21 protein-coding genes and 2 pseudogenes are annotated in these 22,718 nt (G+C 60.0%); 3 read left to right on the forward strand and 20 right to left on the reverse strand.

Annotated elements, in window-relative coordinates; translation table 11 throughout:
- Window positions 1-57 precede the first annotated feature (57 nt).
- The 7 genes from ASD02_RS24210 to ASD02_RS24240 are packed head-to-tail and all read right to left on the reverse strand — an operon-like array spanning window position 58 to window position 6,709.
- A complete protein-coding gene (locus ASD02_RS24210; protein ID WP_057221235.1) occupies window positions 58-1,113 on the reverse strand; it encodes an ABC transporter substrate-binding protein in 1,056 nt (351 codons plus the stop codon).
- Window positions 1,114-1,130: 17 nt separating this feature from the next.
- Complete coding sequence (locus ASD02_RS24215) at window positions 1,131-2,273, reverse strand: FAD-dependent oxidoreductase (RefSeq protein ID WP_057221236.1); 1,143 nt, start codon at window positions 2,271-2,273, stop codon at window positions 1,131-1,133.
- On the reverse strand, window positions 2,270-3,667 hold the full coding sequence (locus ASD02_RS24220) for an FAD/NAD(P)-binding oxidoreductase (protein WP_057221237.1): 1,398 nt from the start codon (window positions 3,665-3,667) through the stop codon (window positions 2,270-2,272). Before ASD02_RS24220 ends, ASD02_RS24215 begins: the two co-directional genes overlap by 4 nt.
- Window positions 3,660-3,968, reverse strand: a complete 309-nt coding sequence (locus tag ASD02_RS24225) for a 2Fe-2S iron-sulfur cluster-binding protein (RefSeq protein WP_057221238.1) — start codon at window positions 3,966-3,968, stop codon at window positions 3,660-3,662. The genes ASD02_RS24220 and ASD02_RS24225 overlap by 8 nt, the downstream gene beginning before the upstream one ends.
- 8 nt (window positions 3,969-3,976) lie before the next feature.
- Entirely contained in the window at window positions 3,977-4,771 is a 795-nt protein-coding gene (locus ASD02_RS24230; RefSeq protein WP_057221239.1) for an ABC transporter permease, read from the reverse strand.
- A gap of 4 nt (window positions 4,772-4,775) precedes the next feature.
- A complete protein-coding gene (locus ASD02_RS24235; protein WP_057206736.1) occupies window positions 4,776-5,648 on the reverse strand; it encodes an ABC transporter permease in 873 nt (290 codons plus the stop codon).
- Window positions 5,648-6,709 (reverse strand): ABC transporter ATP-binding protein, encoded by a 1,062-nt coding sequence (locus ASD02_RS24240; RefSeq protein WP_057221240.1) that lies wholly within the window; start codon window positions 6,707-6,709, stop codon window positions 5,648-5,650. The genes ASD02_RS24235 and ASD02_RS24240 overlap by 1 nt, the downstream gene beginning before the upstream one ends.
- A gap of 330 nt (window positions 6,710-7,039) precedes the next feature.
- On the opposite strand from ASD02_RS24240, the gene ASD02_RS24245 reads away from it, so the two are divergent.
- Both ASD02_RS24245 and ASD02_RS24250 read left to right on the forward strand, forming a co-directional pair.
- Window positions 7,040-7,873, forward strand: coding sequence for an IclR family transcriptional regulator (locus tag ASD02_RS24245; RefSeq protein WP_057206732.1), 834 nt, complete (start codon window positions 7,040-7,042; stop codon window positions 7,871-7,873).
- Between the two features lie 545 nt (window positions 7,874-8,418).
- Window positions 8,419-8,646: a CopG family transcriptional regulator gene (locus tag ASD02_RS24250; protein ID WP_107028102.1), complete on the forward strand. Its 228-nt coding sequence runs from the start codon at window positions 8,419-8,421 to the stop codon at window positions 8,644-8,646.
- Between the two features lie 362 nt (window positions 8,647-9,008).
- On the opposite strand, the pseudogene ASD02_RS40635 reads toward ASD02_RS24250, so the two are convergent.
- The 13 genes and pseudogenes from ASD02_RS40635 to ASD02_RS24310 form a co-directional block, all read right to left on the reverse strand.
- Window positions 9,009-9,107 (reverse strand): annotated as a pseudogene (locus tag ASD02_RS40635) (LysR family transcriptional regulator); the annotation flags it as partial.
- A 36-nt stretch (window positions 9,108-9,143) separates the two neighbouring features.
- Complete coding sequence (locus tag ASD02_RS24255; protein WP_057221242.1) at window positions 9,144-9,923, reverse strand: ATP-binding cassette domain-containing protein; 780 nt, start codon at window positions 9,921-9,923, stop codon at window positions 9,144-9,146.
- Window positions 9,913-12,171 (reverse strand): sugar ABC transporter permease, encoded by a 2,259-nt coding sequence (locus ASD02_RS24260; RefSeq protein ID WP_057221243.1) that lies wholly within the window; start codon window positions 12,169-12,171, stop codon window positions 9,913-9,915. Before ASD02_RS24260 ends, ASD02_RS24255 begins: the two co-directional genes overlap by 11 nt.
- An 83-nt stretch (window positions 12,172-12,254) precedes the next feature.
- The gene (locus ASD02_RS24265; protein ID WP_057206724.1) at window positions 12,255-13,340 is read right to left on the reverse strand and encodes a substrate-binding domain-containing protein; all 1,086 of its coding nucleotides are present in this window, start codon (window positions 13,338-13,340) and stop codon (window positions 12,255-12,257) included.
- A 184-nt stretch (window positions 13,341-13,524) separates the two neighbouring features.
- Window positions 13,525-13,743: pseudogene (locus ASD02_RS24270) on the reverse strand (aldehyde dehydrogenase family protein); the annotation flags it as partial.
- 10 nt (window positions 13,744-13,753) lie between these two features.
- Window positions 13,754-14,890 (reverse strand): fumarylacetoacetate hydrolase family protein, encoded by a 1,137-nt coding sequence (locus ASD02_RS24275; protein WP_156408455.1) that lies wholly within the window; start codon window positions 14,888-14,890, stop codon window positions 13,754-13,756.
- A complete protein-coding gene (locus tag ASD02_RS24280) occupies window positions 14,877-15,776 on the reverse strand; it encodes an aldose 1-epimerase (RefSeq protein ID WP_057221245.1) in 900 nt (299 codons plus the stop codon). Before ASD02_RS24280 ends, ASD02_RS24275 begins: the two co-directional genes overlap by 14 nt.
- Complete coding sequence (locus ASD02_RS24285; RefSeq protein ID WP_057221246.1) at window positions 15,777-16,520, reverse strand: SDR family oxidoreductase; 744 nt, start codon at window positions 16,518-16,520, stop codon at window positions 15,777-15,779.
- Window positions 16,521-16,531: 11 nt separating this feature from the next.
- Window positions 16,532-17,263 carry an ATP-binding cassette domain-containing protein gene (locus ASD02_RS24290; RefSeq protein ID WP_057206714.1) on the reverse strand — a complete coding sequence of 244 codons (732 nt, stop codon included), beginning with the start codon at window positions 17,261-17,263 and terminating at the stop codon, window positions 16,532-16,534.
- Window positions 17,264-17,266: 3 nt separating this feature from the next.
- On the reverse strand, window positions 17,267-18,244 hold the full coding sequence (locus ASD02_RS24295) for an ABC transporter permease (RefSeq protein WP_057206712.1): 978 nt from the start codon (window positions 18,242-18,244) through the stop codon (window positions 17,267-17,269).
- A 155-nt stretch (window positions 18,245-18,399) separates the two neighbouring features.
- Window positions 18,400-19,380: a sugar ABC transporter substrate-binding protein gene (locus tag ASD02_RS24300; RefSeq protein WP_057206710.1), complete on the reverse strand. Its 981-nt coding sequence runs from the start codon at window positions 19,378-19,380 to the stop codon at window positions 18,400-18,402.
- A gap of 46 nt (window positions 19,381-19,426) precedes the next feature.
- Complete coding sequence (locus ASD02_RS24305; protein ID WP_057206708.1) at window positions 19,427-20,629, reverse strand: mandelate racemase/muconate lactonizing enzyme family protein; 1,203 nt, start codon at window positions 20,627-20,629, stop codon at window positions 19,427-19,429.
- A gap of 11 nt (window positions 20,630-20,640) precedes the next feature.
- The gene (locus ASD02_RS24310) at window positions 20,641-21,363 is read right to left on the reverse strand and encodes a FadR/GntR family transcriptional regulator (RefSeq protein ID WP_025430665.1); all 723 of its coding nucleotides are present in this window, start codon (window positions 21,361-21,363) and stop codon (window positions 20,641-20,643) included.
- Between the two features lie 112 nt (window positions 21,364-21,475).
- On the opposite strand from ASD02_RS24310, the gene ASD02_RS24315 reads away from it, so the two are divergent.
- On the forward strand, window positions 21,476-22,372 hold the full coding sequence (locus tag ASD02_RS24315; protein WP_057221247.1) for an SMP-30/gluconolactonase/LRE family protein: 897 nt from the start codon (window positions 21,476-21,478) through the stop codon (window positions 22,370-22,372).
- The last annotated feature ends 346 nt before the right edge of the window (window positions 22,373-22,718 follow it).

Below are 22,718 nucleotides of genomic sequence, written 5' to 3' on the forward strand. Positions count from 1 at the left end.
GGGGAGCGGAGGGCGCTTGATGTCAGGCCGAAGCGGCTAGGAAAGAACTTCCGCGCATTAGCGCTCGATCATGCGGTTCCAGCGCTTGTTCCAGTCCTGACGGCTCTTGTTGATTGCATCCCAATCCAGAACCTTCGCGGTTTCCATGTTGGTCTTGAAGGTCGCCAGCTTCTCATTGGCCGCAGCCGTGCCGGCTTTGGCGTTCCTGTTGGACGGAATGATGTTGCCATTGTCCAGCGCCAGGCTCTGAGCCTCTGCCGACAGCAGGTAATGGGCAAGCTTCTGGCTGAGTTCCGGCTCGCTGTTGTTGGCGATGACGCATTCGGTTACGGCGAGAACGACTGAGCCTTCCTTCGGCTGGGCGTATTCCACCGGTATACCCTTGTCCTTCAGGTTGTTTACCGCCGTCGGCGTCAGCGGGAAGATCGCCGCTTCGCCGGTCTGGACCATCTCCGAGATCTTGGCAGAGCTTGGAATGAACTCGATGACGTTCTTGCCGATCATATCGGAAAACTTCTCGAAACCGGGTTCGACATTGGTCTCGTCGCCGCCCTGGATGCGGTTGAACATCAGGAAGGCATGCAGGCCGAAACTGGAGGCGGAAGCGGACTGGAACACCACCGCATTTTCGAACTTCGGATCGGCCATATCCATCCAGGAGCTCGGTGCCGGCCAGCCCTTTTCGTCAAAGAGCTTCTTGTTGTAGGCAAGGCCCGTCATGCCCATGTCGACGCCGATTGCCATGTCATCCTTTAGGCGCGCAGCCGGCTGGATTTCAGCAAGCACAGGATCGTCGGCGATCTTCTGGCAAAGCCCGGCGCCAATGGCGCGCACCATGACGCCGTCGTCGAGCAGCATGACATGCATCTGCGGATTGTCCTTGGCAGCCGTGGCCTTGGCGAGAATGTCGGCGGAGGTGCCGGGAACGATGACGACTTTGACGTCATTGGCCTTCTCGAAGGGAGGCAACACGTGCTCGGTGTAGGCGCGCTCGAAATTGCCGCCATTCATGCCGATGTAAAGCATCTTGGTTTCCGCCTGGGCGGTGGTCTGCTGAACGGCGAACGCGAGCAGCGCGAGGGCCGAAGTTCTCATAAGGCGTTGGTCAATCATGGTATTCCCCTTTCTGTTTACAACGAGACTGCAGTTTGAGCCGCTACTTGACTGAAGCGACCGATGGAAAAGGCATCGATAGGCGTGGTGCTTTGCCCGGTGGCGACGAGCTCCAAGAGCACTTCGCCGACGGCAGGCGCGATCTGGAACCCGGCGCCGCAGAACCCGAAGGCGTGGAAGAGGCCGGGCGTCGTCTGGCTTGCGCCGATGACCGGATTGCCGTCAGGCATCTCCGCTTCCGTACCGGACCAGAACCGGATGACCTGGGCAGTGGCCAGATGCGGAAAGAGCGCTATGGCGCGCTGCATGACCGATGAAGCCGCCGTTACCGACGGCCGCGAGAAATCGGGATCGGCAAGTGCTGCTCCGCGCCCGCCACCCATCACATAGTTACCGCGCGCAACCTGCCGTCCGTAAAAACTGCCGCCCTGCTCGCCCATGCTGACCGGCAATCGCATCGGCAACGGCTCGGTGACGACCATCGAGGGATAGATGCGGGTCAGTGGAACGCGTTCGCCGAACTGCGCGGCAAACATATCGGACCAGGCACCGGCGCTGTTGACAATCTGACGGCTGCGAATTTCGACATTCTCTCCCGCAAGCACGGCAAATCCGCTGCCGGTCGCGCGCACATCATGCACAGGGGTCTGTTCGAAGACCTTCACGCCCGCCCGTTCCGCCGCACGCGCGAAGGCGGGCGAGACCAGCCTGGGATTGGCATGACCGTCGCCTGGGCAAAGCGATGCGCCTGCGCCTGCCGCCGACAACCACGGGAAACGCGTCTTCAATGCGGCAGCCCCAACCAGCTCGAGATCGAGCCCGTAGGGCTTGGCTATCTCGGCATAGGCTTCCAGCTTGGCAAAATCCGCCTCAGTGCGCGCTAGCTTCAGATGGCCGGACGGCACGTATTCTCCGTCAATGCCGACCAGTGCCTTCAGTCGTGGCCAGATGCCGTGTGCCCGCTGGGACAGCGGCAATTGCTCGGGAGGCCGTCCTTGCCGGCGCACGCCGCCATAGTTGACACCGCTGGCCTGGGCGCCGCAGAAGCCCTTATCGATCAGCACAACGGCAAGTCCGGCCTTGCGCATCGCCAGCGCTGCTGAACTGCCGACAAGCCCGCCGCCGATGATGGTCACATCCGCCGAAATGCGCTGGATCATCGGCCTGCCTCCCTGTCGAGCGGACCGCCGAAGCCGAGCGGAATTGGCTTCACCGGCGCCTGCGCCCGCAGACGGCCGGTTTCCTGCGGCTCGACATTGCGGATGCTGCGAAGCACCTCAGTTGCGGCGGCCGAACACATCCGCCCCTGGCAACGCCCCATGCCGACGCGGCTCAAAGCCTTCATCCGATTGATCTCGCCGATGTTCCCGGCCTCGACCGCGCGGCGGATCTCGCCGATGCTGATTTCCTCGCACCGGCAAAGCGTCGTCTTGGCCGGCACCGTCTCGAACCAGTCGCGCGGGAAGGGAAACGCGTTTTCGAGAATTTCGCGCTGGCGCAGGATCCGTGCCCGGGCAGCCATCAATTGCCGGAGACGATCGCCCTCGACTGTCTTGCCCATATCATTGAGGATCGCCAATGCGGCCAGCTGGCCGTCGATTTCGGCGGCATCGGCACCAGCAATACCGCTGCCGTCGCCGGAGACGTAGACATCCTTCCGGCTCGTGCGGCCCAGGGCGTCGCGTTCCGGCAACCATGCCCGGTCGCGATCCTGGAAGCGGAAGCCACATCCGGCGAGGTCGGCCAGCTGCGTTTCCGGGCGCAGCGCAAACCCGTAGGCAATCGCGTCGCATTCGAGCTCTTGTGTGCAGCCACTCGCCTGAAAGCGGATGCCCTCGACCCGGTCTGCGCCGATGACCGTTTCAGGCCGAACACCATATCGGATCTTGACGCCCGAGAGTTGGAGCTGAGCGCCATAGAACAGGCCGAGCGCGACGATGCGCGGCGCTCGGGCGAACAGCGACACCAGATGGATTTTCGATCGCAACGGCGCCGTATCGAGCACGGCGGCCACTGTCGCTCCCGCCTTCATGTATTGCCACGCAACAAGATAAAGCAGCGGGCCGGACCCCATGAAAACCAGTCGGTCGCCGACCGTGCAACCTTGCGCCTTCAAAGCCGTCTGGGCGGCACCGAGCGTGAATACGCCCGGCTTCGTCCAACCGGGAAATGGCAGCACGCGGTCCGTGGCGCCGGTGCACAAAAGCAGCTTGGAAAAGGCAATCTGGTTATGCACGCCGTCAGTCATCACATCGAGGTGGCCGCCGCGCTCCTGGCCGCTGACGTTCCAGGCAAGTGTTTCCGGCCGATACTCGATTGCCGGGCGGAGCCGCTCGAAGGTCGCGTGCAACTGCTCGGCCTTTCTCGCCTCGGAGCCGTACCGGTTGCGGTAGGAACGACCGTCGTCGATCATCGGGCGCCGGTAGATCTGCCCGCCGGCGCGCAACCCCTCGTCGAGAACGATCGGCCGGATACCGGCTTCGACCATTTGTTCGGCGGCGCGGATGCCGGCCGGACCGGCACCGACGATCACGATCGGCAGAGCATCAGTCATGCTCGACGCGCTCCATCGTGGTCGTGAAAAAAGCCATGCCGGGTTTCAGTGCCGTGCTGCACGCACGCACGCGGCTACCGTCCGCCGTCATCACGAAGCAATCCTGGCAGGCGCCGATCAGGCAGAAGCCTGCGCGGTTCTCGCCGGTGAATTCCGCCCGGCGAAGGCTGGATCCGAGCGAAAGGATGGCCGTCATGACCGTGTCGCCACCTCGTCCGATTTCGGGCAAGCCGTTGAGCAGGAACGGGATTGCTTCCTCGTCCCGGCGATATCGGCGCTTGAACAGGGCTTGTCTCGACATCGCCGTTCTCAGCCTTTGCCGACAAGAAGACGATCGAGCCCAAACATCCGGTCGAGGACGATCATGGTCACGGTCGCAAGCGCGATCATCAGCGTGGAAACCGCGGCCATCATCGGATCGATGGATTCGCTGGCATACATGTACATGCGAACCGGCAAGGTCACGGTCGAAGGCGATGTGACGAAGATAGACATCGTCAGTTCATCGAAGCTGTTGATGAAGGCAAGCAGCCAGCCGCCGCTGATCCCCGGCAGCAGCAACGGCAAGGTGATGCGCTTGAACACCGTCCACTCGGCCGCTCCAAGGGTGCGGGCCGCGTTCTCGGCGTTGCGATCCATGCTCGTCAACGACGCGAGGATGAGCCTCAGCGTATAGGGCGTGACGATGATTGCATGCGTGGCCACCAGCCAGGTGAAGGAGCCGGTCATGCCCATCAGCGAAAACAACCGGAGAAAGGCAACGCCAAGAACCAGATGTGGGATGATCAGCGGCGACAGGAACAATGCGTTCAGCACATCACGGCCGCGGAACTCGTAGCGCGTGATGGCAAGGGCGGCCGGGACAGCAAGCAGTGTCGAAATCGTTGCCGAAAGGAGGGCCAATCGAATGCTGTTGCCGAATGACGACATGAAGTCGTTGTGGCGGAAGACTGCCTCGAACCAGCGCAGCGACAGGCCGTTCCATGGCATGGCCAAAGTGTTTTCGGGGGTGAAGGCCACGAGGCACACCACGACCATGGGAGCCAGCATGAACACGACGATGAGGCTGTGAAAGACCAGCGCGACAGGACCGTTTCTCTGCATGATTTCAACCCAGCTTCCGTTTGGCCTGCTGCTCGATGAGCCTGTTATAGGCGAGCATGATCACGAGGTTGGCGACGAGGACGATGATGGCGATGGTGGCGCCGAGCGGCCAATTGAGTTCGATCAGGAACTCGTCGTAGACGAGCGTCGCTGCCATCTTCAGCCGCCTCCCACCAAGAAGGCCGGGAATGGCGAAGGAACTCGCCGACAGCGCGAAGACGATCAGGCTGCCGGAGAGAATGCCAAGGGCGGCCTGCGGAAAGACTATCCGGCGCAGGGCGGTAAAGCGGGATGCGCCGAGCGTGAGCGCCGCCGCCTCGACGGTCGGATCCAGCTTCTGCAGCACAGTCCAAACCGGGATGACCATGAACGGCAGCATGATGTGGACGAGGCCGATGACGATCGCCGCTTCGGTGTAGAGCAGTTGCACCGGCTCGAGGCCGACGGCGGCAAGCGCGCCGTTCACCAGCCCGTTCTTGCCTAGCAGCATGCTCCAGCCAAAGGTACGCACGACCACCGAGACTAGCAACGGGCCGATGATGACGAGCAGGAAGATCGACCGCCAGGGCTTGCGCATGTTGGAGAGGATGTAGGCTTCCGGAACACCGATCAGCACGGCGATCACAGTGGTCAGCAGCGCCAGGCGCAACGTACGCCAGAAGGTCGAGAGGTAATACTCGTCCTGCAGAACGGTCAGATAGTTTGCGAGCGAGAAGTCATTCTGAATGCCGGCGGTATAGTCGTAGCTGTTGAACGACAGGATGATCGTTAGCGCCAGTGGCAGCAGAACAAGCCCAATGAAAAACAGCGTTGCCGGAGCCGAAAGGAACAACGGGGCGAAGGCGCGCGGCGCCGCCGCGGGGGTCGCCGCGCCCATCACTCGGTAGCTCCCGCAGCGAGAACGCGACAGTCGCCATGCTGCCAGGACAGGCCCACATTTTCGCCTTCCAGCGGCGGCGGTGCGCCAAGATTGGGAACGGCGACGGCCAGAACGCCGGCCGGGGTCGCAGCGCTGACCAGCCACTGGCTGCCCATGAAGTAGCGGGTGGTCACGGTTCCCTGAAGCTGCCCGTTGGATGGTGTCGTCAGACGCAACTTTTCCGGGCGGATGAATACGGAAACATCCTTGCTTGCCGGCTTGCTGCCCGTCTCGAACACGATGTCGGTGTTGCCGATGCAGACAGTCGCGCCCGCACCGTTTGCGACCGCAGTCGCCGGCATGAAGTTCGACTTTCCGACAAAGGAAGAAATGAAATCGTTGCGCGGGTGTTCATAGAGTTCGTAGGGCGTGTCGACCTGAGTGATCTTGCCCTTCTCCATGACCACGACGCGGTCGCTGATGGAGAGCGCCTCGGCCTGGTCGTGCGTAACCATGATGGTGGTGATGCCGACGGCCTGTTGGATGCGACGCAATTCGAACTGCATTTCTTCGCGAAGCTGGGCATCGAGGTTGGACAGCGGCTCATCCAGCAGCAGAACCGGCGGATTGATGACCAGCGCACGGGCGATCGCCACACGCTGGCGCTGGCCGCCGGACATCTCGCGCGGATATCGATCGGCGAGCGCCGAGAGGTGGACAAGAACAAGAATGTCCTTGATGCGCGTTTCGCGCTCGGCCTTCGCAACCTTGCGCATCTCGAGGCCGAAGCTGACATTTTGCGCAACCGTCATGTGCGGGAAGAGCGCGTAGCTTTGAAAGACCACGCCGAGCTGCCGTTGCGGCGGCGGCATGTAGGTGATGTCACGGCCGCCCATCATGATCGTGCCCGAGGAGGGGCGCACGAGACCCGCGATCATTTGCAGCGTTGTCGTCTTGCCGCAACCGGATGGTCCCAGAAGCGAGATGAACTCGCCCTTCTCCACACCAAGGTCGAAATTGTGAACAGCGGCAACCGATCCGTAGAATCTGAAAACCTGTTTTAGGCTGAGGAAACTCATGCTCGCTCTCCCGTCATTCAATTGCCTGGAGAGATCGCCTGCCCTGATTTTCTTGTCAGCGATCCATGCGGCAACGACACGTCGTCAAAATCCATTGGGCCCGCTCAGACAGATGCCGAAGTCAGCAACTGCGGCCGTCACGACCGGACCGCACAGTTTTCCCGGCCGGGACGAACGGCAGTCCGTCCACGTTTTCCATCCGCCACCTTGAGAAGGGCTCGCCGGTTAATTTCCGGAGTTTGACAAAAAACACAAACCGAATTTTCTATGTTGAAATTTTTTATGAAAAAAGTCCATAATTCGGAATATTGATAGGGGATCTATAAATTTATGGTGCAGATTTCGGAATCCGAAGCCGTTGGCAACTCCAGCCTCTCGAAGGCAATCCACATCCTGAAAGATCTGGCGGCGCAGTCGGTGGAAGGTGTGCGGTTGATCGACCTTGCGCGCAGGTTGAATCTGAGCCAACCGTCGGCACATCGTCTGCTGAAGACCCTTATCGCCGAGGACATGGTTGAGCAGATGCCGGACAGCAAATCCTACCGTCTGTCGCTGGAGTTCTTTTCCATCGCCTCGCAGGCGAGGCGGCGCGAGGGCATCCTCGATATCGCCCGCCCATCCCTGCTGCGACTTTCGGCGACCTTCAACGACACAGTGTTTCTGCTGGTGCGCAGCAACTTCGATGCAATTTGCCTCGACCGCGTCGAGGGGCCGTTCCCCATCCGCTCGTTTACCGGCGACATCGGCGGCAAGGTGCCATTGGGCATCGGCCAGGGCAGCATCGCCATTCTCTCTTACCTGCCGGAGGAGGAGCGCGAGGCCATCATCAAGTTCAACATGCCCCGCATCATGGATCGTGCGGCAATCGATGAAGTTGATCTGCGCATCAAGATCGAGGAGGTGCGCCGTATCGGCGCGGCGCAGATGAATTTCGAGATGATTGAAGGCATGGCCGGCTTGGGCGTTCCGGTTCTCGATCGAAACGGCATTGCCGTCGCCTCCTTAAGCATCGGGACCCTGGCATCGAGGCTGACCGAAATGCGCAGCGGCACGATCACCGATCTGCTGAAATCGGAAGCGCAGGCGATCAGCAACAAACTCAACCCGTTCGATCCGACCTTGCGCTATCCCGCCTCGGCACTGCGCGCCTCGTCCAAGTCTTGAATTCAAAAGATATTCGGACTTGGACGCGCGCTCCTACTGTGCTCCGGCGTGCAAAAATTGGATGTCGATACGCCGAGACGGAGACCGTGCCAGCGAAGATCAGTTGGGGCGTCGTGAAGATTGGGCCCGCCAAAGTGACCTCTGCCGCGGGATATCGCCGCTCACCAGCTTTATACATTGAATTAGCGGCGGCAGATATTGCCCGTAAGGCAATCTTGCGCGCCAGCACAGCGACATCATTCTCAACGGCCTGTGGATCGGCCTCGACACGAACTGATCCAATATCAGACCAGTCGGTTCGGTACTGGACCACTTGAACGGATATCGGATCAATCATTTGATATTCGTTGGGAGAAGACACGGCGACTCCTATCGTTCATCTATGCGGCGGTGTGCCGCAACGTTGGGGCGCAAGTCGACGTCATCCTGGCCGCCCTCCGGCGGGAGGCAGGCTGAACGGCTGCGACGCTCTTCTGTATCAGTCTTGGGAAATTCAACCTCTTGCCCTATATGATGTGTGATGACTGATGCGCGATGAGGCAGATTTGAGAACGACACTTGCGATCGATGACGATGTCCTGATTGCAGCCAAGGCCATGGCAGCCCAGCAGCATCGGAGCCTTGGCGAGGTCATTTCCGAGCTGGCAAGGCGTTCTTTGCGCCGGCCCCGCAGCGGTAACGAGCGCAATGGAATTCCTCTTCTGACGTCACGACCGGATACCCCGCCAGTTGCCCTCGAAATCGTCAACGCCTTGCGTGACGAACTGCCGTGACTTTCCTGCTCGGCGTTAATCTCCTGATCGCGTTGATCAATCCGGGCGCAAGCAAACAGTAGCAGCGGGCACAGGGCAACTCTGCCTTGCACCTCATCGCGGGTGCTAGGTCGTGAGTTCCCGTCGATATAGTATGCGATCCTAAACGCGCAAAACCATACGGAGGCCGCCCCCTTCGCCCGAGCACAGCGACCGGTTCGCTGCTTTTGCATTTGATGCTGAGCACGGCGGACGGACGCTACCAGATACCAGCCGAGGAGCGATGGTAGGTCTCAATTCGGGGCGTCCATCCTGATCGGACAGTCCCGAAATAACCTAAATTCGCGACGTGACCCACGTTTCCCTGTCGTCCCTCTGGGGAATTAACTCGCCAACGTTGGACCTCCATGGCGGCTGATCTCTTTTTCAATCTGCACGATCAAGGTGTCGAGTGCCGGATTTCTCGTCCCGCGGGCTCGTCGGATGCCGATGGTACTGCGGATTTTGCCGGTGCCCGGTCAACGCACCGCCTGCTCCGCCGTGAGTGCCCGTTCGCGGGTTCCGGAAACAATGATCTCAAGAATCTCGTGTTCGTCAGTGTGCTTGATATAGCGGTCGCCGACATACTCGCCGCGCTTCAGCACCATCACGCGATCGCCGACGGCAAAGATATCTACCAGCCGATGAGAAATGATAATCTGGGCTACACCCTGTCTCTTCAATTCCAGCATCGTTTCAAGCAGGCGTTCGGTCGCCATCACCGAAAGATTGGCGGTCGGCTCATCGAGGATTACGACCTGCGGCTCGAACGAGATGGCGCGGGCAATCGCCACCGATTGCTGGCGGCCGCCCGACAGGCTTTCAACCTTCTGGTAGACAGAGTTGACGTCGACCTTGAGCCGTTTCAACACCTTGTCGGCTTCCGCATACATCTTCCGCCGATCGACGAACGGGCCCTTGAGCGGCCAGCGGCCCAGAAATATGTTCTGCCCGACGTCCATGTTCCCGCACAACGCGAAATCCTGGTAGATCATCTCGATACCGACGTCGCGGCTCTCATGCGGGCTCCTGAAATGCACCGGGTGTCCGGCGACGAATATCTCGCCAGCATCGCGCTGGTAGGCGCCGGTCAGGATTTTCATTAGCGTTGATTTGCCGGCGGAATTGTCGCCAACGAGACCGAGGATCTCGCCGGGATGGAGCACCAAGTCGACCGAGCGTAGCGCCTGGACCGCACCGAACACCTTTTCGATGCTCCGCATTTCCACGATCGGTGTACCTTGGGTATCAGTGGCCATGACTGGTCTCCGATCTTTGTCCGCGTTGCGCCAAAAAGGAGCGCATGCGTCCGAAGATATTGGCTTGGCGAACCCAAATGTCGACGAGCACGGCCACGATAAGGATGACGCCGATAAAGACATTGATCCAGTGCTGCGGCATGGTGAACCCCTGGACGTTCAATTGCAGCAGCGCCCGCACGAGCGTGATCGCCGCGGCCCCGGCAAGCGAGCCGATGATGGTGCCGTAACCGCCGAAGATCGATCCGCCGCCGATGATGACCGAGGCGATGGCGTCCAGTTCGCGGAACTGGCCGGCGACGGGGTTGAAACTGCGAAAGTAGGCGACGTTGATGATCCCGGCCATGGAGGCGCAGAGCGCTGACAACAAGAGCGCGAGGAAACGCACGCGGTTCGTGTTGATGCCCGCGTAAGCCGAGGCGCGGAGGTTGCCGCCGGTGGACAGGACCTTCAGTCCGAACGGCGAGTAAGCGAGCACGAGGCCAGCCACCAGGGCGACAAAGAACATCCAGATCGTCTGCACGCTGACGACTTCTGCGACAGTCCGAAGAAAGCCGGGCGGCAGCGAAAAGCCGAAATGCAGGAGGACGTCGTTCGCCTTGCGGCCGAGCAGATTGTAGCCTTCGGGCCAGCCCGTCAGTTGCTGGCCGGCAACGAACCAGGCGGCAAGACCGCGGGCGATGTAGAACATTCCCAGCGTAGCGATGAAGGCCGGCAGCTTGAAACCGACTGTGACGGTGGCGTTGACGAGTCCGGCGACCATTCCGACAACCAGGCCCATCGCCACGGCGGTCATCGGGTCGGCGCCCAGCACCTTCAGAAAATAGGCCGCGGTGCTGCCCGAAAGCGCAAGTACCGCCCCGACGGAGAGATCGATATCGCCGGCTGCGATGACATAGGTGAGCCCGACCGCGATGAGAGCAAGTTCTGTGTAGTTGAGCAGGATCGCGAACGTATTGGAGAGGTTCCACCAGTAGTCGGGCCTGAGGGTGAGCCCCGTCAGCCACAACAGGATTGTCAGGATAATGGCAAGCGCGTCGCGGCGTGCGAGAAACTTGCCGAACCCGGTAGCCGTCAGCTCCCGGTCGCTCGCCATCGCTCCCTTGGTCTGGACGCCCTCGAGAGCCACGCCGCCCATCTCATAGGCGGGTGGCGGCGGGCGGCCGCGCAGCCAGGCCCAGAAGCGGCCCGCGACTTGGCGGCGGATGAGATAGGGCTCTATCAGCACCGCAATGACGAGAAGGAGGCCGAGGAAAACCAGCACCGCGCCCGCGGGTAGGGTGAACCTGGCGTTGACCGCAATATTCTCGCCGTCGATGACGACAATGCGCGTGATTGGCCATCCTTCGCGCAAGACCTTGTCGACCAGCACGACGACCGCGGCTCCCAGGCAAGAGCCGATCACGCGACCGCGACCGCCCAGGATCGACGCGCCGCCGATGACCACGGATGCAATGACGGTGAGTTCCCAGCTGACACCATAAAGGGGGGTTACGCCCTTATCCTGTGCCGCCGACAGAAGAGCCGCAAGGGTCGCACAGAGCGACGAGATCAGGTAGGCGCGGATGCGCACCCAGCGTGCGGGAATACCGGCATAGACTGCCGCCTGTTCGTTCCCACCGGTGGCGAGTGTCTCGTAGCCCCAGCGGGTTTTGGCAAGCACAACGGCTCCGAGCGCGACAACGCAGGCGAAGACGATGATCTGGTTGTTGAAGCCGAGGACATTGGTTTCGCCGAGGTGGAAGAACAGCGGAAATTCATCCGCCTTGCCGGAATAATAGATCGCCTGGCCGTGCGTCAGCGCCAGCACGAAACCGCGGCCGATGAAAAGGATCGTCAGAGTCGCGATGAATGCCGGCGCCCTTAAGATGGTCACGAGCACGCCGTTGAGTAACCCGATCGCCGTCCCCAGCAGCAGACAAAGAATGACTGAGGCCGTGATTTCGAGATCGAGAAAGCTCGGTGAAAAAAGCCGGGCGAACGCCACCGCGACGAGGCCGTAGGTGGACCCTACCGACAGATCGAGGTCCTTGTTGACGATAACGAAGGTCATCCCCACGGCGATGATCCCCACGCGGGAGGTATCGCGAAGCAGGGCGTGAAGCGCGTCCGTCGAGGCGAAGAAGGTCGGATTTGCGAACACGCCACCGACATAGAGCAGGACTAGGAACAGTATGAGACCGGCCTCCCAGCCGCCGGCGAGCTGCGGAGGCGCACGGCCGAGCGATGTCGTCTCCACAGGCGCCATGGGTTTGTCCGGTAAAACTTTGCACTTGCGCAGGCGGCAGGAACGGCCCTCCCGCCCGTATATGTCAGGCGCCTCGAGCGAAATCAGTTCTCGAAGCGCTTGCCGACATTGGCGACGGTCTCCTTCGTCACCAGCTGGGCCCGTGTGTCGAGATTGGCGGCCGAAATGCCGCGGTCGATCTGCAGGTAGAGCTGCATGACCGGCCAGAAGCCTTGCAGAAACGGCTGTTGTCCCAGCGAGCCCGTTAGGTTGCCCGCGGTGATGCCCTCTTGCTGCGCCGGCCCCAGATCGAAGCCGAAGGCACAGAACTTACCGGTCCATCCCATTTGCGCGACTGCCTTTACGAGTGGCGGTGTGAAGACGTTGTTTGCGGTGAAGGCCCCGACGACGTCACCACGCGACTCGAAGAGCGACACGAGCGCGTTCACGGGGTCGTTCGGGTTCGTGTCGATGCCGACATTCTCCGGCCCGGCGTCCACCTTGAAGTTTTCAAGCTTTCCGGCGTCCTTCAGTGTCTTGACGATCGCATTAAAGGCCGAGGTCACCCGGTTGTTCACTTCGATATTGCCCATCGCGGTCGAGGACGGCAGCAGGATCGAGCCGCTCGTCTTGCCGCTGTCGAGCACGCATTTGGCAAGTGCTTCGCCGCCGATCGCAGCCGCGGATGCGTCCTGGCCGGTATGACTGATGCTACTGCGATTGAGCAGCGTCCCGTCAAAGGAATTTGTCGTAGCGACGGGAATTCCCTTTGCCTCGGCGGCCTTGACGATGTCGTTGTAGGCGCCGACCTGCGGTGTCGTCATGATGATACCGTCGATCGTCGGATCCTGAACGATCTGATTAAGGATTTCGATCTCGCGGGCCGGATCATCCACCGGCGATTCCGAGCCAAGCAGCAGGATCTTGGCGCCGATCATGTTGCCAGCCACAGTGGCGCCAACATAGACGGGATCGAAAAAACCGTTCCCGGCGGTGTGCGTCACGATACCAAAGGTGAGGTGGCCGTCGGCCGAATGAAAGTCCTTGGTACCGGGCGCCTCTTTTGCGGCCTCCTCGAAACTGTAGCCGCCGACCGCCTTCTCGACACTGCCTGATTGCGCGGATGCATACGAGACGCCAAGCGAGAGCGCCGCGACCGATGCTGCCGCGTGCAACAAAATACGCCTCATGACTGGTCCTCCCTTGAAAGGGGCAGAAGCCGTTCGGGCGCGCTGATCGTGAGGGCCGAATGCCTTCCTCCCACGACGCTAATTTTCCGCGTAATTCTATCGTAAGTAAATGGTAAACACGTGGTGCTGGCAAATTTGTTTGGCAGCGGCGTTAAGTTGGACTCGGCGCGCATCCGACTGCGTGCTCGTCGGCGGTCTTTCGAAGGATTGCATGAGGCTCGAGAATGCCGGAGCGCGACCAGGCCGGAAACGCAGCCTTGGCCGCGGCGATCGCCGCCTTCGCATCCTCGGCCGAGGCGCGCGCATATTCCCCGATCACGTCGTTGGTGTCGGACGGATTGATATTGGCAACGCCATCACCGCCAACCCATTCGCCGGCAATCAGGTTCTGGTGCAAAGCCATAATGGGGTTCCTAGATTAGCTGGCGTGCGGCGAGGTTGCGCATGAGATGGGACGCGCCGAAGGTCCAGGGAGGGCACTCGGTAGATAGCCTCACCGTGTTGACGAGAGCGCCGAGCTTGGCGTTGGAAATCGTCACGACATCGCCGATCTTGTGTGTGAAGCCCTGACCGGGGACGTCGCGATCTTCGACTGGAGCGAACAGCGTGCCCATGAACAACATCAAGCCATCGGGATATTGGTGATGGGGACCGATGGTCTGTGCCACTAGGTCGAGTGGATCGCGGCTGATCTCCTTCATCGAGCTGCGGCCGGTCAGGACATAGCCATCTTCGCCCTCAATCCTCAGATCGAGTTCGGCGTCGCGAACGTCATCGATCGAATAGCTTTCGTCGAACAGTCGAATGAACGGACCGAGTGCGCAGGAGGCGTTGTTGTCCTTGGCTTTGCCGAGCAACAGCGCCGAGCGCCCTTCGACATCGCGCAGGTTCACATCGTTGCCGAGCGTCGCCCCCTTCACCCGGCCCTGGCTGTCGACAACCAGCACCACCTCCGGTTCAGGGTTGTTCCATCTCGAGATCGGGTGGAGCCCCACCTCGTCCCCATAGCCGACCGCCGACATGATCTGTCCCTTTGTGAAGACTTCGGCGTCGGGACCAATTCCGACTTCGAGATATTGAGACCAGACGCCCTCCTCGATCAGTGCCTCCTTGACCTTCGCCGCTTCCAGCGAACCGGCCTTGAGATTGCGCAGGCTGTCTCCGACGACCGCCGTCACGCGTTCGCGGATTTTGGAGGCGAGGTCGGGATTTCCTGCCGCGCGCTCCTCGATCACCCGCTCGAGCATCGAGCGTGCAAAGGTCACTCCGCAGGCCTTGATCGCGTGAAGATCGCATGGGGCGAGCAGCCGGGGTATGCTCGGGTTAGCGGCCCTGCCGGAAAAAACATCGTCGAGATTGCAGATCGCTTTTCCCTCTTGGGCACGAACAAACCCGACTGCATCGTCCATCTCGGCGAGATCGCGCATCGTTGGCGCATCTTTCGAGGTAATATCGAAGAGAACGCCGGCCCTAACAGCCACCAGCGCCGGCCCCTCTTCTTGCGGCAGCCAAACGCGACCTACGAAGGTGCCGTTCTTACTGAGTTCCATATCGTTCATCCCATTCCAACGTCATTGAAGCAGTCAGTTTTTGACGGTGTTCGAGCACCTGAAGGCCGGGGTGACCCTCAAGATTATGCGCGTCGACGGGGTGGGAGACCGGCTCAAAACAAAAGAAGTCGGCCTTCGACCCCGGCGAGAAGACCAACGCATATGCGAGGTTATCCGAAGCGGAGAGCCTGAGAGAGACGGCCCTCTCGCCTTGCGTGATCACGGCTTCTCCACCCCACTCGCCGAAGGCATTGTTGATCCAGCCGTCGGGCAAGATCCGCCCGCCATCGAAGTTCCAGTCTGAAGCGTCACCGATCTCTTGCCGCCCGGCGGGAAGATGACGCTCGTCCTCCAGCCATATCTCCGCGGCACGAAATTGCAGCCGAGTGTCCACATTTCTGGGAAACCACGGATGGAACCCCACGCCGAACGGCAATGCTTGCCCCGACAAGTTTTCAACTTCGAGCTCTACGATCAGTTTGCCCATGGCGAGCGTGATGATTTGCCGTGCCCGGTAGCGGAATGGACCGATCTCCCCGTCACATTCTACTTCAAGGGACTCTGAGCGCCGAGCAAGCGTGCGCCAACACCGCTGAAAGCCGTCCCCATGAATGGGCAATGGCTCGCCACAAAAGTTGGCAGGAACAGGATGGAACGCACCATCATGTTCGAAGCCGCCCCCGGAAATGCGATTGGAAAACGGGACAAGGACATTGCAGCCGAGTGCGAGGGGGCCATCCTCCATCCGCCCGTTCCACGGCCTCAACACGGGAAGCAACGCGCCGTCCGCGTGTCGCACATCAAGCCGCGCAATCCCCCCTCCGAGCGCCGGCACGAGTTCGAGGCGCGCGTTGCCATTGTCCAGGATAATCCGGTCGGCCACCATCTACCAGCCGCCGTCGATCGCGAAGATCTGCCCAGAAATCATGTCGGAGGCCGGCGAGACGAGGAAGAAAACGAGTTCGGCGACATCCTCGGGCTGGATGCGTTTTTTGAGGCATTGCCGCGTCAGGATCCAATCGTTGTATTCCTGAAGCCTATCTGCAAAGACCCGGTCTTCCGCTTGGGAAACAATCGCGCCTGGCGAAACCGCATTGACGTTGATGCCATGTGGACCAAGCTCACGGGCCAGCGACTTCGTGAGACCGACCATCGCACCTTTTGACGCCACATATGGTACGTAGCCTTCCCATTGGCCATTGAGCGTGATGGAAGCAAAGTTGACAATCTTGCCGGCCCCCTTGCGCTTCATCAAATCCGCACAGCCTCTGACAGCAGCAAAGGCAGCTGAGGAGTTGACCCGGATCTGATCTTCGTACTCCTCCAGGCTGAATTCTTGAAACGGCTTGTTGATGATGAGCGCGGCGTTGTTGATCAGGATGTCGATGCCACCCGAGGCCTCCGCCTCCTCCCGAATGACCCTTTCCGATGTGGCGAGATCGTTCAGATCACAACCAAGAAAGCGCACGTTTTCGCCGAGGCTTCGAGCCAGCGTTTGCGCATCCTCCAGCTCGGGACGATCGAGTATAACGACGGTCGCGCCTTCCTTGTTGAGCTTCCTCGCCTGCGCCCGACCGAGCGTGCCGAGGCCTCCGGTGACGAGTGCCACTTTTCCTTGAAGCGTCTCCATTTGCGTTCCCTTCAAAGCACCGACTGCACTTCGTCAATCGACGTGTCGGCGACACGCTTGTCGAGCACGATCTGTCCACGCGCCATTGCGACCACACGGTCACAGCAGTCAAAGACATGATGCATATTGTGGCTAATGAAGATCCCCGTGACGTTCTGCTCCTTCAGCGAACGAACGAAACCGATGACCTTGTTGGTCTCCTTGACCGAAAGATGGTTAGTCGGCTCATCGAGGATCATCACCTTGGATTTAAAGTGCATGGCTCGGGCGATGGCGACACCCTGCCGCTGCCCCCCGGAAAGCTCACCAACCAGCGCATCAGGCGAGCGGAGATGCAGATCGACATCTGCGATCGCCCGGACACTTTCCTCGCGCATTTTTCGTAGATCCATAACGCCGATGCCAAACACCGAGTATTTCAGCGGCTCTCGACCGATGAACAAATTCCGCGCAATCGACATGGTTGGAACCATGGAGTTGTACTGGTAGATCGTCTCGATGCCGAGACGCATGGAATCGCGCGGGCTGCAGATCGCGACTTTCTCGGATTCGATATAGATGTCGCCCTCATCCTGCTTCTGCACACCGGAGAGGATATTGATCAGTGTGGATTTGCCGGCACCGTTATCACCGATGAGGCCCACTGCTTCGTTGCGGGCGAAATCGACCGAGACGCCTTTCAGCGCATGCACGCCCGAATACCACTTGTGGAGGTTTTTGACGGAAACGATGGTATCCTTCATGGATCAGACCTCCACTTTGATGGACTTTGCGCGCTTGCGCAGCCAAGAGTTGGCGACCACCGCAAAGATGGTCAACGAGCCGATGGCGAACTTGAACCAGTTGGCGTCGACCTGGCTGAGAACGAGACCATTGTCGATCACGCGGATCAGCGCAACGCCCACGATGCCGCCCAAAACGGCGCCGACCCCACCGGTCAGTGCAGTGCCGCCGATGACCGCCGCCGCCACGGCCTGAAGCTCCATTCCCTCGCCGATTGACGGCAGGGGCGAACCGAGGCGCAGCACCTGGATCAATCCGGCAAATCCGCTCAGTACCGAGCAGAGAATGAAACAGGCGATCTTGACGCGCGCTGTCGGGATGCCGAGTGCCGCTGCCGCCGGCAGGAATCCGCCGGTTGCTCGGATCCAGTTGCCTAAGTTCGTACGGCTGAGGAGCAACGACACAAGACCAGCGATGGCCAGAAACCAGATGAATGACATTCTCACCAGTTCGCCCGGCCCGACGAAGCTAGTGAAGAGCCACGTGGGGAGATCGGCCGGTAGAAGCGGCGGAAATCCGCCGGAGATCACGACAGTCAGGGATCTGGCGACAAACATCATGCCAAGCGTGGTGATGAAACTTGGTATTGCGAAGCGAATGGTCAGAAAGCCGTTCAAAAGACCGATAGCGACGCACACAAGAAGGCCGGCGATCAGTGCCAGTGGGAACGAAATCCCTGTAACCATCAGCACCGCCATCGACATCGGCATCAGGGCGAATACGGCTCCCACTGAAAGGTCGAATTCACCGCAGATCATGAGAACCGTCACACCAATCGCGACCAATGCCATCTCGGGCAGGATCCCCAAAACGCCGCGCAAATTGTCAAGACTCAAGAACACGCCTTCAGACTGGCTCTGGAAGATACCCATGAGAAGCAGGAGAAGGATAAGCGCGGCCAGTTCGGGCTTATCCATGTAGATTTTCAAAAAACGTTTCATTGCATGCGGCTCCAGTGCGAGAGGGCGGCGATGTGCTCGCCGTACCCTCTCGGCCAAATTTGGCGCTCTGCGCGTTCAACTTAACGCGCAAAGCACACTCTAACGCCCTGAACAGGCTAGTTTGTCTCTTCGCTCCGGCCCCCCGGGGACGTGCGTTAGCGAAGCCCCTTGGCGGAGAACTCCATGATCGTCTCGGCATCGGCCGGGCGAACAATGCCCTGCCCCGTGTCAATGTCGGACGGGGCAAGTCCGAAAGTCTTGGCGAGATAGACTTGCATGACTGGCATGAAGCCCTGCATGTACGGCTGCTGATCGACCTGAACCTGGACGTAGCCGGTCTGCATCTGCTGGACGACTTCCGGCACGAGGTCGAAGCCGCCTAGCAGCACCTTGCCCGGCTCGACGCCGCGATCCTTCAGCACCCGTGCGACCGCAGCATGCCAAAAGCCAGTGTCGAAATAGGCCGTGGTGTCGGGGTGGGCATTAAGATAGGCGCCAACACGATCGGCCGTAATCGCAAGATCAGTGCCGCTATCGATTCGCTCCCAAGAAACCTCTCGGTTGGGATTGGCGGCCTTGTATTCCTCCAGGAAATCCATGACGCCCTGCCCGCGTGCCTCAGACCAGTTCTGGCCTGGAGCCGAAACTCCGACCAGCACCTTAATCGGCCCCTCCTTCGGGAAATTCTGCGCCATGGCCTGACCGAGCGAGTGGCCGGCTGGTCGGAATCCCTGGCCGACAAAAGCAGCGCGCATGTTTCCTTGTGCGCCCTGACTGTCATCCACGTTGACCCCGATCACGACGACGTTGTCCTTCGTGGCGCGGGCGATGACGTCGTCGAACGCCTTGTCGTCGACGATCGAAGTTAGAAGGGCATCAGGCTTGCGCGCTAGGGCCGCTTCCATGTTTGAAAGCTGCTGCTCGACGGAGCCTTCGTTCTGCGTAAAGACCATCTGGCAGTTGGCTGCGATCTTCTCGCAGGCGTCGTCAAAGCCCTTCTTCACCGCCTGCCAAAACGTATTCGACGCCGACGAATGGTGCGTGAAGACGATGTTTAGCGGCTCCGCGGATGCCCCGAGCGCTGTGGAGCCCAAAAGCGCTATGCTCAAAGCGCACCCAGTCAAAAACCTTCTCATGCTTACTCCTCCCTTGGTTCATTTTGATTGCAGCTGAAGGTCCGTGTCAGTTCGTATCCGAGCTGCGGCGAAATACGGTGAATGCCTTATCGAGGTCCGGATTGAGTTCCATGCCCAGTCCGGCGCCTGGCGGTACCGTGATCATGCCGTTCTTGACTTCGGGCAACGCCGTAACGAGGTCGCGGTACCAGGTCTTGTAGAAGGCGCGGACGCTCTCCTGCACCAGCGCATTGGGCGCGTTTAGCGACAGATGCGTCGATGCGCAAAGGACGACCGGGCCAGTGCAGTCATGCGGCGCGACGGGCAAGTGCCATGCCTCCGCCATAGCGGCGATCTTGCGTGCTTCCGACAATCCGCCGCACCAGCTGATGTCGAGCATGACCACGCCGGCAGCGTCGGTTTCCAGAAGGTCGCGAAAGGCCCAGCGCGAGCCCAACGTTTCCGAGGCTGAGATCGGTGCCGGCGAGACGGCCGCGTAGCGCTTGAGGCTCGAGAGGCTGTCCATTTTGATGGGATCCTCGTGCCAGAATGTTTGGTATGGCGCGAGTGCTTTGGCGATCTGCATTGCTGGCAACAGCTGCCACATCGAATGGAACTCGACCATGATATCCATCCGGTCGCCGACCGCCGAACGGATCTTCTCGAAGGGCTTAAGCGCCGACTTAAGATCGGGCAGTGAGATATATTGGCCGCGCGTCTTTTCCGCAGAGATATCGAACGGCCAGATCTTCATCGCCGTGATGCCCTCTTCAAGCAGGGAATGGGCAAGTTCGTCGGCGCTGTTCAGGAAGCCATTGAGGTCGTCGTAATTGCGCGCGGACGACGAGGACAGATCATAGTTCGCTGTCGTCTGGCCGGTCGCCTTCTTGATGTACTCAGTGCCCGCGCATGTGTTGTAGGTCCGGATTTCCTTGCGACTGAAACCGCCGAGCAACTGGGCGATCGGCTGGTTCGTTGCCTTGCCGAAGATGTCCCACAGCGCGATGTCAAAGGCCGAGTTGCCTCGCACTTCAGCTCCGGAGGAGCGAAACCCGAGGTACCCCACGAGATCGGCGGCGAGGAGGTCGATCTGCAAGGGGTCGCGGCCGATGACCCGAGGCGCGACATATTCATGAATATAGGTTTCGACGGTCTCGGCGCCGAAGAACGTCTCCCCGAGCCCGGTCAGCCCCTCATCCGTATGGACCAGGAGCCAGAGAAGGTTCGGGCGCTCCGCGACGCGGACCGTTTCCAGTTTCGTTATTTTCATAAGGCTGCTTCCTATGCGATGCCGGCGGCAAGAAGCGCCTTGACGCTCTCGTCGAAATGCCGGGCCATGAGCTGACTGGCTGCTTGCGGATCGCCCGCAGCAATCGCTTGCGCCAACTCGATATGGATTGCGTTCATTGCGTGCCGCTCTGCGTCCGAGGCGCGGCTACGCCAACCGATCGGCCAAGTCTGCCGCGACACGCCCTGGAAGGCGCCGACAATCATCGAGAAGATCGGATTCTTTGAAGCGCGGGCGATCTCGAGATGAAACGCGAGGTCGCTCTCCATTACTTTCTCCGCGTCTACAAAATTGTCCTCCATTGCCTTCGCAAGTCCGAGAATGGTGCGCGCTTCCGCGTCCGTCCGCCTCAGTGCGGCGAGCGTCGCTGTACGGGTCTCTATGGTTCGGCGCACGTCGTAGACCTGATTGATGTTGATCTGGGCAGTGTGTACGCCGTGCTCGATCATCAAGGACATTGCTCCGTGATCGAGCTGCGCCACGGTGGCGCGCTTACCCGCACTGAGATCAATCAAGCGCATCGTGGCGAGCGACCTGAACGCCTCGCGGACCACCGATCGAGATACGCTGAGTTCCTTCGATAAGGTTGCCTCACTCGGCAGCCGATCGCCGGGGCCGAGTTCATTTGTCCGGATGTGCTGGGTGATCGCGCCGATCGCGGTGCCGACCAGGCTGCCGGCTATATGTTGCTCATCTTCAACTGGCCGCAGATTCATACATCGCCTCCCGAAATGCCAAAACCTGTCGGACAGGTTTACTTGATCCGATTCATAGTTTACGCATAAGCTGTATGTCAAGATTGAATTCGAAGACCAAAAGGGGAATTCCATGGGAGTTGAGGTTGACGTTGTTCTCGCCGCGAAAAACGTCGTCGGAGAAAGTGCCGTATGGGACGAACGAGAACATGCGCTATGCTGGGTCGACATCGTCGGGAAATCGATCCATCGCTTACGCCCGAACTCGGGCAAGCACGAAAAGTGGAACTTCCATGATCTCGTGACTTCAATTGGCCTTCGTAAGGACGGAGGCGCCATTGTCGGATTGAGGAAGTCAATTGCGCTATGGGACTTCGGCGGCCAACTCCGCGCCATAGCAGAGGTTGAATCGGAGCTTCCGCGAAATCGCCTGAACGAAGGCGTTGTCGGGCCAGATGGCGCATTCTGGGTTGGCACCATGCAGGACAATATCGGTCTCGATGGCACGCCGCAGGCGATAACGGCAAAGACGGGAAGGCTGTATCGTTATGCGGGCGGAGAGCTATGCTCGGTTTCGGATGACCACTTTGGCATCACCAACACACTGATATGGACTGAAGACGATCGGCTCATTACGGCCGACACCGAAGACAACACGATCTACAGTTACGCCTTGGATAACAAATCCTGGTCTCTTCATGACCGGCGGACGATCCTTTCTGGCTTCAGTCGTGGTCTTCCAGACGGATCTTGCGTCGATGCGGAAGGTTTCATCTGGAATTGTCGCGTCGCCGGTGGCGGTTGCGTGGCTCGTTTCACGCCGAGCGGTATAATAGATCGCATTGTCGATCTGCCCTGTTCGTGGCCAACCAGCTGTGCTTTTGGCGGGCCTGGACTTGAAACGCTGTTCGTTACCTCAGCACGCTTCACGATGACCGACGCGCACCTTGCCGACAATCCGTACGAGGGAGCTGTGTTCGGGATGCGGGCAGGTGTTTGTGGGCAGCCGACCAATCGGTTCGGTCAATGACACAAATTGCAGGTTGCCAGAGATATTAGAGCACCCATCTGCCGGTGACGGCGCGCTTGCGCCGATTGAGCCTTTCCGCCAGCACCGCCGCAAGTGGATGATCCAGCAATGGACCGTCAACAATCGAAGCTAGTACCCTCACGATTGATTATGCGATCTTGAGTGGCAGCCGAACGGACCGATGTTCCCGACCGGCCGGATAAGGAGGAGTCTGCTTCGGCCGATGTCTATCGAGCGGATCATGACGCTAATCGAGCCGCACCCTCGCGGTTGGTGTTCGACAGGAACACCGGGGACAGCCGATCTAAGGTCAAAACAAGTTTCCCCTGTCAGCGCGCGCGCAACG

The organism is Ensifer sp. Root1252 (genome assembly GCF_001425885.1).
Taxonomy (GTDB): Bacteria; Pseudomonadota; Alphaproteobacteria; order Rhizobiales; family Rhizobiaceae; genus Ensifer; species Ensifer canadensis.